The sequence below is a fragment of the Lysinibacillus sp. FSL K6-1151 genome (assembly GCF_038630755.1).
Lineage (GTDB): Bacteria > Bacillota > Bacilli > Bacillales_A > Planococcaceae > Lysinibacillus > Lysinibacillus fusiformis_D.
Genome location: NZ_CP152040.1, coordinates 1127526 through 1141694, shown reverse-complemented (window position 1 = coordinate 1141694; position 14169 = coordinate 1127526). Strand labels below are relative to the sequence as shown.

Annotated in this window: 11 protein-coding genes; all 11 read right to left on the bottom strand. The window is 39.6% G+C overall.

Features of this window, described 5'->3' with window-relative positions; all coding sequences use genetic code 11:
• Positions 1-125: 125 nt before the first annotated feature.
• The 11 genes from ribF to MHI04_RS05285 all read right to left on the bottom strand — a co-directional run bounded on the left by ribF (position 126) and on the right by MHI04_RS05285 (position 14115).
• Positions 126-1073, bottom strand: a complete 948-nt coding sequence (ribF, locus tag MHI04_RS05335) for a riboflavin biosynthesis protein RibF (protein WP_036121380.1) — start codon at positions 1071-1073, stop codon at positions 126-128.
• Between the two features lie 12 nt (positions 1074-1085).
• Positions 1086-1997 carry a tRNA pseudouridine(55) synthase TruB gene (gene truB, locus MHI04_RS05330; RefSeq protein ID WP_036121383.1) on the bottom strand — a complete coding sequence of 304 codons (912 nt, stop codon included), beginning with the start codon at positions 1995-1997 and terminating at the stop codon, positions 1086-1088.
• Between the two features lie 111 nt (positions 1998-2108).
• On the bottom strand, positions 2109-2450 hold the full coding sequence (gene rbfA / locus MHI04_RS05325) for a 30S ribosome-binding factor RbfA (protein ID WP_036121387.1): 342 nt from the start codon (positions 2448-2450) through the stop codon (positions 2109-2111).
• A 78-nt stretch (positions 2451-2528) separates the two neighbouring features.
• On the bottom strand, positions 2529-2807 hold the full coding sequence (locus MHI04_RS05320) for a DUF503 domain-containing protein (protein WP_036121391.1): 279 nt from the start codon (positions 2805-2807) through the stop codon (positions 2529-2531).
• Positions 2807-5098 (bottom strand): translation initiation factor IF-2, encoded by a 2292-nt coding sequence (gene infB / locus MHI04_RS05315; RefSeq protein ID WP_342535386.1) that lies wholly within the window; start codon positions 5096-5098, stop codon positions 2807-2809. Before infB ends, MHI04_RS05320 begins: the two co-directional genes overlap by 1 nt.
• 14 nt (positions 5099-5112) lie before the next feature.
• Positions 5113-5421 carry a YlxQ family RNA-binding protein gene (locus MHI04_RS05310; RefSeq protein ID WP_036121397.1) on the bottom strand — a complete coding sequence of 103 codons (309 nt, stop codon included), beginning with the start codon at positions 5419-5421 and terminating at the stop codon, positions 5113-5115.
• Positions 5418-5696, bottom strand: a complete 279-nt coding sequence (locus tag MHI04_RS05305) for a YlxR family protein (RefSeq protein WP_036121399.1) — start codon at positions 5694-5696, stop codon at positions 5418-5420. Before MHI04_RS05305 ends, MHI04_RS05310 begins: the two co-directional genes overlap by 4 nt.
• A 136-nt stretch (positions 5697-5832) precedes the next feature.
• Positions 5833-6972 (bottom strand): transcription termination factor NusA, encoded by a 1140-nt coding sequence (nusA, locus tag MHI04_RS05300; RefSeq protein WP_058843511.1) that lies wholly within the window; start codon positions 6970-6972, stop codon positions 5833-5835.
• 24 nt (positions 6973-6996) lie between these two features.
• Positions 6997-7473 carry a ribosome maturation factor RimP gene (gene rimP / locus MHI04_RS05295; protein ID WP_036121405.1) on the bottom strand — a complete coding sequence of 159 codons (477 nt, stop codon included), beginning with the start codon at positions 7471-7473 and terminating at the stop codon, positions 6997-6999.
• 334 nt (positions 7474-7807) lie between these two features.
• The gene (locus MHI04_RS05290) at positions 7808-12139 is read right to left on the bottom strand and encodes a PolC-type DNA polymerase III (RefSeq protein WP_089932000.1); all 4332 of its coding nucleotides are present in this window, start codon (positions 12137-12139) and stop codon (positions 7808-7810) included.
• 269 nt (positions 12140-12408) lie between these two features.
• A complete protein-coding gene (locus tag MHI04_RS05285; protein WP_342504058.1) occupies positions 12409-14115 on the bottom strand; it encodes a proline--tRNA ligase in 1707 nt (568 codons plus the stop codon).
• Between the last annotated feature and the right edge of the window lie 54 nt (positions 14116-14169).

Below are 14169 nucleotides of genomic sequence, written 5' to 3'. Positions count from 1 at the left end.
GTTGGAGTCATCGATATACCGAGCTAAGGTTAAGCATTTATGCACTTATGAATGTTACCATAAATCATTTGATCAAGCAAGTAAAACGTCGGCTTGAATGTTGTCATCTCATCATGCTGTGACGCTTACAAATCGTTAAAGTATCGGATAGCTTCTTGTTTATCCTTTTCGATTTGCGCTTTCAACGCCTCAATCCCATCGAATTTTCGTTCGCTTCGAATCCGTTTGTACCAAGCTACATGTACTTCTTCACCATAAATATTTTTATCAAAGTTTAAAATATGGACCTCAATCGATAATTGCTTATCATTTGGATCTTTGAAAGTTGGTTTGTAGCCCACATTACAAACACCATCATACCAGTTATTTTGCACGAGTAAACGAACAGCATAAACACCACTTGCTGGAATGAAAGTGCCTTCTAAAGCTTGGACATTTGCTGTAGGGAAGCCAATAGTACGTCCGCGTTTATCACCGTGTACAACAATCCCATTGATTTCAAATGGTCTGCCTAATAGTGTTGTAGCTTCTTCCATATCGCCCTCTTGTAGTAGCTTGCGGATACGGGTAGAGCTGATTTTCTCAACATCGTCTGTTTTCTTCTCCACAATGGTTACACCATACTCACCATTACTTAATGCACGCATATCGTCCATAGTTCCTTTTCCGAATGCCCCAAACGAATAATCAAAGCCAGCTGTAACATGTTGAATATTTAATCCACGAATAAAAGTATCAATAAATGCTGCTGGTGAAAGCTTAGCAAAATCAGAGGTGAAATGGACAACAAACACCGTATCCACACCCTGTTCTTCAAAGAGCTGTAATTTCTGTTGTAAGAGTGTAATATAAAAAACTTTTTCATTACGTCCACCAAGAACTAATGAAGGATGTGGATCAAATGTCATCACTGCAGTCGGAATTTGCCGCTTATTTCCCTCTTCCTTCGCTGTCTTGATAACTGCCTGATGCCCTCTATGTACACCATCGAAAAAGCCAAGAGCAAGCGAATATGGCTGCATGCTTTCTCGTTGCTGTAATTGATGTGGGTATTTTAAATGAATGACCTCCATTGAAAAATCCTCCTACTCTATCGTCGGAAACATCTTGTGTGGCTTCATCAAACCATCCTTCGTAGGGTGAGCCTGATAAACCGCCACTGCCTTTCCATTGATTCCAAACACAATTTTATCATGACTCTTTAATAATGCATCTGCTGGAAGCACTTGTCCATTGAAAATTTCCTTTTCATTGGCGGCAGTAATCTCAATATATGGATAGTCTGCTAATGCATACTCGACAGGTAAAATACAGGTAGCTGCTTGCTCTGCATCCATTAGCTCAGCAACTTGCGCTAATGTAAAGCAGTTATCACGAGTAAAAGTGCCTGAGGCTGTGCGTACGAGCTCCTTCATATGTGCAGGATAGCCAAGAGCTTCACCAATTTGCACAGCTAATGTACGAATATAGGTCCCTTTACTGCAAGCAATACGGACCGGAAATGTAATCTCTTGCCCCTCATATTGTTCAATCTCATCAAGCAGCTCTAAAGCATAAATCGTTACTTGACGTGTTGGTCTTTCAACCGTTTCACCTTTTCTGGCATACTCGTAGAGACGTTTTCCATTTACTTTTACGGCTGAAAACATTGGTGGCGTTTGTTCAATAACACCTGTTAATGTAGCTAACACCTCTAACAGCTGCTCACGAGAAAAGCTTTTTGTGGTCTGATCTTGCGCAACCGTTTCGCCTTCTGCATCCTCTGTTGTTGTAGTACGGCCGATTGAAATGATAGCTTCATAGACCTTTCCTGCATCGGTTAAATATTCAGCAATACGCGTTGCTTGGCCAATACAAATAGGTAGCACACCCTCTACTCCCGGGTCTAGTGTCCCTGTATGCCCAACTTTTTTTGTGCGCAAAATTTTCCGTAATTTAAAGACACAATCATGGCTCGTCATGCCTCTTTCTTTCCAAAGTGGTAAAATACCGTTCATATTAGTGCCTCCCAGTTACCTTCTCTATCATCGATTACGTATTGACATAATCCTTTTCCATAAAGATAAAAGTCTGCCTGCATTAACATGCATGTGGCAGACTTTTTTAGCTTATTCTTTGTGTAAACCTCTTAACAATGAATCAATACGGTTACCATATTCAATCGATGAATCAAATTCAAAGAGTAGTTCTGGTGTACGTCGTAAACGAATGCGTGATCCGATTTCTGATCGAATGAAGCCAGAAGCTTTTACTAAAGCTTTAAGCGTTTCTTCACGTTCACGCTCATTGCCTAAAGATGTAATATAAATTGTCGCTTGCTGTAAATCACCCGTTACATCAACACCTGTAACAGTCACAAAACCAACACGCGGATCTTTTATTTTACGGCCAATAATATCGCCAAGCTCTTTTTTCATTTGCTCAGCAACACGGTTTGAACGTAGAGACATAATTTGTCACCTCTATTTCGATGTACAGATAGCTGTGCATTTCATTGCTGTATCAAGCTTACAGCTATCTACTATTGCTTATAAATAATCTCGCCACACATCAAGCTGTTCCCATGATGGATTTGACTGCAAATAATGGAGCGCATGATTTATTTCCCGTTCAGCTGCATCTTTTGATGAAGAAACAGCAACAAGTCCTAATTTCGTACGCTGCCATACATTTTGATGGTCAATTTCCGCAATAGAAACATTAAATTTCTGCTTTGTGCGGGTAATCATACGCTGTAAGACAGCGCGTTTTTCCTTTAACGAATGGGCAGTTTGAATGATGAATTCAACCTCTGCATAAACGATCATTAGACGCGTTTAACTTCTTCCATAATATAGGCTTCAATAATATCGCCTTCTCTAATATCGTTGAAGTTTGTAATCGTAATACCACATTCGTATCCTCTTGCTACTTCTTTCACTTCATCTTTGAAGCGTTTAAGCGTATCTAGCTCACCTTCAAATATAACTACATTATCGCGGATTACACGTACACCTGAATCACGCGTTACTTTTCCTTCTGTTATATATGAACCAGCAATTGTACCAACTTTTGATACTTTAATTGTTTGACGAACTTCTGCTTGACCAATAATTTTTTCTTCAAACTCAGGATCAAGCATACCTTTCATCGCTTGTTCAATCTCTTCAATTACTTTATAGATGATGCGGTGTAAGCGAATATCTACACCCTCTTCTTCTGCAGCACGTTTTGCGTTAACATCTGGACGTACGTTAAATCCAATAACAATCGCATTGGAAGCTGCTGCAAGAGAAATATCAGATTCTGTAATAGCACCCGCACCTGTGTGAATAATTTTCACATTTACGCCTTCTACATCAATTTTCATTAATGAGGCAGCCATTGCTTCAACAGTACCTTGAACGTCAGCTTTCACAATTAAGTTAAGCTCTTTCATTTCGCCTTGGCTCATTTGTTCAAATAAGTTATCCAACGTAACACGTTGTTTTTCTGAACGCTGTGCTTGAATTGCTGACATAGCACGAGTTTCACCAACTTGGCGTGCTGTTTTCTCGTCTTCAAAGACTACGAAGCGGTCACCAGCTTGAGGTACATCGTTTAAACCTGTAATTTCTACTGGTGTCGATGGGCCAGCTTCTTTTACACGACGACCTTTGTCATTCACCATCGCACGTACACGACCATACGTATGACCTACAACAATTGGATCTCCTACTTTTAATGTTCCATCTTGTACTAATAGCGTAGCAACAGAGCCACGTCCTTTATCAAGCTGTGCTTCAATAACTGTACCAAGCGCTAAACGATCCGGGTTCGCTTTAAGCTCACCAACCTCGGCTACAAGTAAAATCATTTCTAACAATGTATCAATGCCTTCACCTTTTAATGCAGAAATCGGTACGAAAATTGTTTCGCCGCCCCATGCTTCAGGAACTAAGCCATGCTCTGTTAATTCTTGCATGACACGATCAGGATTTGCTGAAGGTTTATCCATTTTATTCACAGCTACAATAATTGGTACTTCGGCTGCTTTAGCGTGATTAATCGCTTCTACTGTTTGCGGCATGACACCATCGTCAGCAGCAACTACTAAAATGGTTAAGTCAGTTACTTTTGCTCCACGTGCTCGCATTGTTGTGAAAGCAGCGTGTCCTGGTGTATCAAGGAAAGTAATTTTCTTGTCGCCTTCCGTTACTTGGTATGCCCCAATATGTTGTGTGATACCACCGGCTTCTCCTGCTGTCACTTTCGTATTACGAATAGAATCCAATAATGTTGTTTTACCGTGGTCAACGTGACCCATGATTGTTACAACTGGTGGACGTTCTGATAATACTGCTTCGTTCACTTCTTCCGTTTGCTCGAAGTGTGTTTCTAAATCCGTAATATCTACACGAATTTCTTCTTCCACTTCTACACCGTAGTCTGCGCAGATTAATTCAATTGCATCCTTATCTAATTCTTGGTTAATTGTTGCCATTACACCAAGCATAAATAATTTCTTAATGATTTCAGATGGCTCACGGTGTAATTTTTTTGCTAATTCCGCTACTGATAATGATTCAACAAAAGTAATTTTTTCTGGCAGTTCCTTTTGTTTTACTGGTATAGACGGTTGATGCGTTTTTGGATGGCGACGTTTGCCTCCATGAATGCCTGGTTTTGGACGTTGGTTGTAACCACCGCCACCTCTACGATTATTATTATTATTGTTATTATTATTATTTTGTGTCATATTTCTATTTTGATTACCTTTTGTATTCTTAGATTTTTCGTTAGACGAATTTGAGTTTTGCTGTGTGTGTTGCTGATTGTTTGCTTTAGGCTTAGAAGTAGCAGATTGCTGCCTTTGTCCTTCTTGCATTTTCACCGAATGCTGTGGTTTTTGCTGTCCATTCGATTGAGGTCTTTGCCCCATATTTTGAATGGGTTTTTTTGCTGCTACATTTTTCTCAGGTGTTGCTTTAAATGATTGGTTTAACTTTGCCACAATATCTTTTTCCAACATCGACATATGGTTTGTTACACTCACATTTAATTTACTTAGTGCTTCAATAACCTCTTTACTCGTTTTATTCACTTGCTTCGCATATTCATGAACTCTGATTTTGGTCATCTGCTCACCCCCGATTAGTTTTCGTTGAGTAGACTAGACAATTTACGTGCAAAACCTTTATCGGTAATAGCTAAAGCCACTCGGGCCTCCTTACCTGTAGCATGTCCTAGATCGTAGCGATCTCCAATTACATGATACTCAACGTTGTAGTACGTGCACTTATCTTGAATTTTCTTACTAGAGTTTTTAGAGGCATCGTTTGCAAGCAATACTAGCTTAGCATTGCCATTCCGAACTTCCTTTACTACTAACTCTTCTCCTGAAATCACTTTACGTGCTCTTGCTGCGATCCCAAGCAAATTAAATATTGCTTGATTTATCATAAAATTGACTCCCTACGAATCAGCAAAATAAGTTCCTCATAAATTTCTTCAGGAATTTTAACATCAAGCTGGTGCCCTAATACATTTTTTTTGCGCGCGATGTCGATTGCATTCTCTGATTTAGATACATATGCACCACGCCCAGGCTTTTTTCCGGAGATATCTACACTTACTTCGCCCTCTTTTGAACGAACAACACGTACCATCTCTTTCTTTGGTAGCATTTCTCCAGTTGCTACACATTTACGAAGAGGTACCTTTTTGTTTACAGCCATAAGAATCACCATTCCTCTCTGAAGCTTGTCGTAAGAGGTGGACAAGTCATGCTCTACTTGACGCTCTGACAGTATTCAGTCGGCGTAGGGGGCCCACTGAATACTGTCAGCTAACTCGTCACACGGGCTTTCTTACTTATTCTTCGTCGTCTTGATATAAGTCAACTGCCACGTCATCAAAATCACTTTCTTCATCTTCAGCAGGGATGAAAGTGCTTGTAGCAGAAGGATAAATACCTAATTCACGAGCATCTGTTTCACTCTTAATATCAATTTTCCAACCAGTAAGCTTTGCAGCTAGACGTGCATTTTGCCCACGTTTACCAATTGCTAATGATAATTGATAGTCTGGTACGACAACCGTAGTTGATTTTTCTTCCTCGTTCACTTGAACATCTAATACTTTCGATGGGCTTAATGCATTGGCTACGAATACAATTGGATCTTCAGACCATTCTACAATATCAATTTTTTCACCATTTAGTTCATTGACAATCGTTTGTACACGAGCACCTTTAGCTCCAACACATGAACCTACTGGATCTACTTCTTCATTATGTGCATGGACAGAAATTTTAGAGCGATCTCCAGCTTCACGAGCAATTGATTTAATTTCTACAATACCTTCATAAATTTCAGGTACTTCCATCTCAAATAATCGACGTAATAAACCAGGATGTGTACGAGACACAATCACTTGTGGTCCACGTGTCGTACGCTCAACCTTTGTAATATATACTTTGATACGATCATGTGGATGATAAGATTCGCCTTGAATTTGTTCATTAATTGGCAATGCAGCTTCTACTTTCCCTAAACCTACATAGATATTTCGAGCATCCAAACGTTCCACGACACCTGTTACGATATCATCTTCACGGTCTACATATTGCTCATAGATTAATCCTCGCTCCGCTTCACGTACACGTTGTGTGACAACTTGTTTTGCTGTTTGTGCGGCAATACGTCCGAAGTTGCGTGGTGTTACTTCCTGTTCCACGATATCTTCTAGCTGATAAGCTGGATTAATGACTTTTGCATCTTCTAAAGAAATTTGCAAACGATCATCTTCTACCTCTTCCACAACATCTTTACGTGAAAATACACGAATAGAGCCCTTATCTAAATTTAAGTCCACTCGAACATTTTGTGCTTGATTAAAGTTGCGTTTGTAAGCTGTAACTAATGCCGCTTCAATGGCTTCAATTAACACATCTCTTGAAATTCCTTTTTGTTCTTCTAGCGCATTCAACGCATCTAACAAATCACTACTCATTTTGTTTTCACTCCTAAATATGCATTATGCTGAAAAATCAATGGCAAGTCGTGCCAATGCGATTTTTTCTTGTTCAATTGTTACTGTCATTTTACGTGTTTTAATACGTACTTCCACCACTAATGTATGTTCATCGTATGACGTTAAGTAGCCTTGGAATTCCTTCATGTCCTTAATGGGTTCATAGGTTTTTACATAAATAAATTTGCCAATTGCTTTTTCAAAATCCGTATCTTTTTTTAAGGGGCGCTCTGCTCCAGGTGAAGAAACTTCTAAATAATAGTTTTGTGTAATTGGATCTTTTTCATCCAATAACAGGCTTAGTCGTTCACTAACTTGAGCACATTGGTCAATGTCAATGTCACCCTCAGGCGTATCGACATAAACACGTAAAAACCAGTTACGTCCTTCTTTGACGTACTCAATATCCACTAGCTCAAGATTTAACTCATCCACAATTGGTTTAGCGAGCTCTTCAATTAAAGATGGTACTTTGCTCATTGTTGCCTCCTGTATTTATCAAATTCTAGCGTATGAATTGTTCATCACTGTAAGTTAATGCAGTAATGAATCATAATAAAACAGAAATTCCACCAGTTGCTTTGGTGAAATTTTACGGTCTTACCTGCTGTTAGTCAAAATTTGTTTTGCTACGGTATAACAACAGAAAAGAGCGGGTATGCCCCACTCTTTTGCTGGAAAAATATCAACAAATTATTACCATAAGGATAGCACAGTTCTCGGCACAATGCAAATTTCCTTCATGACAGTTAACCATATTGTGTCAGGATTTTGAAATTCTACAGTGACCTTTCGCCACGACACAAATCACTTACTAAAAAAGTGATAACTGATTGGCATCAGGCATGCCTTCTAAGCAACCAAGTTGGTCCATGTATTCGATAAGTGTTTTCGATACACGCCCACGTTGCTGTAAATCTTCCTTGGATAAAAACTCTCCCTCTTCCCGAGCGGCTACAATCGTTTTGGCAACGTTGGTTCCAAGTCCTGGAATCGCATCGAACGGAGGAATTAATGAATTGCCATCAATGACAAATTCACTTGCTTGAGAACGGTATAAGTCAACTTTCTGGAAACTCATGCCTCGTTCACACATTTCCAATGCAAGCTCCATCACCGTTAATAAGTTCTTCTCTTTAGTGGATGCATCTAAACCTTTCATATTGATTTCATCAATACGTGCTCGAATCATTTGCGACCCTTGAACCATCGCAATTAAATCAAAGTCATCTGCACGAACTGTGAAATACGCTGCGTAATAGAGGATTGGGAAATGTACCTTGAACCAAGCAATACGTACAGCCATTAGCACATATGCTGCCGCATGGGCTTTCGGGAACATATATTTTATCTTTTTACAAGATTCGATATACCAGCCTGGGACTTTATTGGCGAGCATCTCAGCTTCAAACTCCTCAGATAAGCCTTTCCCTTTACGTACAGATTCCATGATTTTAAAGGCCAGTGATGGTTCTAGACCTTGATAAATTAAATACACCATAATATCATCACGACAACCAATTACTTCTTTCAGCACACATGTACCGTTTTGAATTAATTCCTGTGCGTTGCCTAGCCATACGTCGGTTCCGTGGGAAAGTCCAGAAATTTGGACAAGCTCTGAGAATGTGGAAGGCTTTGTATCTTCAAGCATTTGACGTACGAAACGTGTACCAAATTCCGGGATACCCAATGTTCCTGTCTTACAGCCAATTTGCTTTTCTGTGACTCCTAACGTTTCTGGAGAACTAAAAATTTTCATTACGACAGGATCATCGGTTGGGATTGTTTTTGGATCTATTCCAGATAAATCCTGCAACATCCTGATAACCGTCGGATCATCGTGTCCAAGTATATCAAGCTTTAAAATATTGTCATGAATAGAGTGGAAGTCAAAATGGGTTGTCCGCCATTCTGCATCCTGTGCATCTGCAGGGAACTGCACTGGAGAAAAGTCATAAATATCCATGTAATCAGGTACAACGATAATTCCCCCAGGGTGTTGCCCAGATGTACGTTTTACTCCTGTACAGCCTTGCACTAAACGGTCGACTTCCGCACCTCGGAAATGTAAATTATGATCATTTGCATAGCCCTTTACATAGCCATATGCTGTTTTCTCTGCCACTGTACCAATAGTTCCAGCACGATAAACATAATCCTCTCCAAATAGCACCTTCGTATAGTTATGAGCTTGTGGTTGGTATTCACCAGAAAAATTCAAATCGATATCGGGTACCTTGTCACCTTTAAAACCAAGGAAGGTTTCAAATGGTATATCTTGTCCATCTTTTTTATAAGGTGTGCCGCATTCCGTACAGTCTTTATTTGGCAAGTCAAAGCCTGAGCTGACCGAACCATCATCAAAAAACTCAGAATGCTTACAATTAGGACAAATATAATGAGGAGGTAATGGGTTAACCTCTGTAATTTCCATGAAAGTTGCGACTAATGAAGAACCAACCGAACCACGTGAACCAACTAAATAGCCATCAGCTAATGACTTTTTCACCAGTTTGGCTGAAATTAAATAAATAACACCAAAGCCGTGTCCCAAAATCGATTTTAATTCTTTTTCAATTCGAGCTTTCACGATTTCTGGTAACTCCTCACCATAAATACGATGGGCCATTTCGTACGTTAAATTGGTTACCTCATCATCGGAGCCTTCAATTTTTGGTGTATAGAGGTCATCCTTAATCGGTTTTACATCACCAATACTCTCTGCAATTTTTTGCGCATTCGTTACAACCACTTCTTTTGCAAGATCTGGTCCTAAAAAATCAAATTCCTTGAGCATTTCATCCGTTGTTCTAAAATGAACCTCAGGTAGCTTGGATCGATTTAAAATATTAGCTCCACCCTGTGAACCAATAAGTATTTGCCTAAACATGGCATCTGTTGGATCTAAATAGTGGACATTTCCAGTGGCAACAACAGGTTTATCTATCTTCTTCCCAAGCTTAACAAGCTTACGAATAATATCCTCTAACGTCCATTCATCACGTACAACATTGCGTTCAATTAGTGGCGCATACACAGCTTTCGGTTGTACCTCGATATAATCATAGAATCGAGCAACTTGCTCTGCTTCCTCAGGTGACTTATTCATCATCGTTTCGAAGAGTTCACCATTACTGCAGCCTGAACCTACTAATAAACCTTCGCGATACTGCTCGAGTACAGCCCGTGTCACTCGAGGAACACGATAGAATGTTTTCGTATGAGAATGTGAGACGATTTTAAATAAGTTTTTTAAGCCCACATTATCAACGGCTAAAATCGTACAATGCATTGGTCGACCTTTTTTATAGGCATCGCCACCACCAATATGCTTATTGAAGTCGTCATGGTAATTAATCGCTAGCTCATCTGCATCTTTTAATAAATGTAATAGTAGATAGCCTGTCGCCTCTGTATCGTAAATCGCTCGGTGATGTTGTGTTAATTCAATATTGAATTTTTTACACAGTGTGTTTAAACGATGATTTTTCATAGTAGGATAAAGCAATCTTGCAAGCTCTAATGTATCAATGACCGGATGGGTTGTTCCTTCAAGACCAAATTTCTTATAGCCTGTATATAAGAAACCTATATCAAATGATGCGTTATGAGCAACAACTATTGCGTCACCAATAAAGGCATGAAATTCTTTAATCACTTGCTCCACTTCAGGTGCATTTCGAACCATATCATCTGTAATTCCTGTTAGTTCAATGGTAGTAGCCGAAAGTGGATGATGTGGATTGGCAAAGCTTTCGTATTTATCTATGACATGCCCGTCTTTAATTTTTACTGCGGCCAATTCAATAATCGTATCGTAAGCCGTAGATAGCCCTGTTGTTTCTACGTCAAAGACAACATACGTTGTGTCTGCTAATAAACGATGTTCAGGAGCATAGGCAATCGGTACACCATCATCTACTAAATTTGCTTCTAGACCATAAATGACCTTGATCCCATGTTTTTTTCCTGCTGCATATGCTTCAGGGAAGGATTGCACAACAGCATGATCCGTAATAGCTATTGCTGGATGCCCCCATTTTGCGGCCTGTGCAACAAGCCGGTCAACAGGTGTAACTGCGTCCATTTGACTCATCGGTGTGTGCAAATGTAACTCAACACGTTTTTCGCCCTCTGGTGCTAAATCTTGTCGTGTTTCTTTTTTGATTTCATTAATATCATTCGCCATGACAATTAAATCACGGATGAATGTATCCGTTTGAACAGAGCCTCGCACTTTAACCCACATGCCCTTTTTCAGATGCTGCATTAATTCTGCATCATCATTATCACGAGAGAACATTTTAACGATGATGGAATCTGTATAGTCGGTAATTTTAATTTGTAATAAGGAGCGTCCACTTTTTAGCTCTTTAATCTCCGTATCAAAAACAAACCCTTCAATAATGACACGGCGTTCTTCCTCGACAATCCGTTTAATTTCCACTATTTCATCATCTTTAATATGCATTCCAAGCTGGAATGGACGGTCACCAAGATTCGCCAATGCCGGGTTATCCTTTTTCTCTTGCTCACGTTTTTGGAAATCTTGCATCGCTTGCTGCGCTAGGGCCACTTCTTCCATACGTTTCTGCTCCATAAACGCCTCTTGTGCCGCGATCATTTCTTCCGTCTCTTCTTGTAGTACAAAGTCGATTACCATATGGGGGAAGCCGAATTGACCATAGCTTTCGGAAAGCTTGTCAGCATACTTTGTTTTCAGCATCATAAATTCCATTTCCTGCATGCAGGACAAAGTAATTTTTTGGCCATTCCACATTGGCACTTGAGAGATGAGACAGCTTTTAAGCGTCGGTGCCATCTCATCAATTTGTTCCACAACACTTAACCAGTAAGCTTGCACCAGTTCCTCTGTCACATTTTTCTCTACCGTTTCAAAGGTAGTATTAATTTGTGCAATTGCTGAAAATTTCTCCGTTAAATGTGTACGGAAAAGCTGATATAACGGAAACGGCAGTATATCTTGTAATTTAATGGTGAAATGCCAAAGTCTAACCTTTTTATGGACTGTTAGGCGTGATAATTCACCTTCCTCAAAAAATGACATGTACACATCATCTGTTAATTCTAATTGTTGCAAGAGCATTCGAAGTCTCATTCTTGCCTCTTGTTGCTGTTCCAATCTAACGACACCTACTTTCAGAAAGAGGTAGGTTGTTAAGCCTCCTCTTCTAATTCGTCTCAAAGACACGAGAGAATTCAAGAAAAAAATTCGCTCCCTCACTGCGGGCGCTCTTCAAGCTTAACAGAGTTTTACCATCTGTTGTTTCTTGCTTGGCTCACTGTCCCGCAGAAGTGTCGCGAATTATTTATCTCTATCTTATCAAAATTTTACGAAAGCCTCTATCAAAAGCATTAACTTCCAATTATAACCGATCTCTTAACAAGCCATTAGTTTTTACGGAAAAATTCGTTAAGGCGATCAATGACCTCTTCTTTTTTCCATTCAAATGTTTCACCAGTTTGACGGAATTTCACTTCTACCATACCTTCAGATGCTTTTTTACCAACCGTTACACGCACAGGTAAACCAATTAAATCAGCGTCTGCAAATTTTACACCTGCACGCTCGGCACGATCATCTAAAAGTACATCATAACGATATGATTTTAATAAACCGTAAAGTTCATCTGCTAATGTCACTTGCGCCTCATCTTTCGTGTTAACTGGCACAACATGAATATCATATGGTGCTAATTGTATTGGCCAAGTAAATCCATTATCATCTTGGAAGTGCTCAGCCACGGCAGCTAGAATACGAGATACCCCAATACCGTAACAGCCCATAATAAACGGTTGAGCCTTCCCTTGCTCATCTAAGAAAGTACCATTCATTTTAGCAGAGTATGTAGTACCTAATTTGAAAATATGACCAACTTCGATACCTTCTGCGAATTTAATAAACCCTTGTCCGTCTGGGGAAGGATCTCCCTCTTTAATAAAACGAATATCTAAGTAGTCATTCACAGCAAAATCACGCTCTGGGTTGACATTCACTAAATGGAATCCATCTACATTTGCACCTGCAATACCATTACGGATAGATTTGATAGCTTGGTCCGCTACTACCTTTACGTCTACTGGTAATTTCACTGGCCCAATTGAACCAACGCCACAGCCTAATAATTCACGGATTGCTGCTTCACTAGCCAGCTCCACAGAACCTGCATCAAGTGCATTTTTCAGCTTGATATCATTAATTTCATGATCCCCACGTGCAAGGACAACCACAAGCTCCCCGTCTACATCAAACACTAAAGATTTGATCACACTGGCTGGCTCTACATTTAAGAACGCTGATACTTCTTCAATTGTTTTTTGCTCTGGTGTTGCCACTTTTTCAACTTCTTTTAAAGCGTCATCTGATGGTTGATAATCCGCAATGACTTCAGCCATTTCGATATTTGCTGCATAGTCAGAAGTATCTGAGTAGGCAATCGTATCTTCCCCAATTTCAGATAGCACCATAAATTCATGTGTACCTTTACCGCCAATCGAACCTGCATCTGCAATGACAGCGCGGTAGTTTAAGCCAAGGCGGGAAAAAATATTTGAATACGCACGATACATATCTTCATATGTTTCATCTAAACTTTCACGTGATGCATGGAAAGAATAAGCATCCTTCATTATAAATTCTCTTCCTCGTAGTAAGCCGAAGCGAGGGCGCTTTTCATCACGGAATTTAGTTTGAATTTGATACAATGTTAACGGCAATTTTTTATAGGATTTAATTTCATCACGTACTAAAGTTGTAATCACTTCTTCATGAGTTGGTCCTAATGCAAAATCACGGTTGTGACGGTCTTTTAGGCGCATTAATTCTGGTCCGTATTTTTCCCAGCGACCTGATTCTTGCCAAAGCTCAGCAGATTGTAAAGAAGGCATTAGAAGCTCAATAGAGTTGATGGCTTCCATTTCTTCACGGATAATTGTTTCAATTTTTGTTAAGACACGTTTTGCAAGCGGTAAATACGAGTATACCCCACTTGTATTTTGACGAATAAACCCTGCTCGTAGTAATTGCTTATGTGATTTTACCTCAGCATCCGCAGGTACTTCACGTAATGTTGGGATAAATGTTTTACTTTGCTTCATTCAGTGTTCCACCTTTTTTAATAGATAAGTTTATACTCTCAATAGCATAAACAA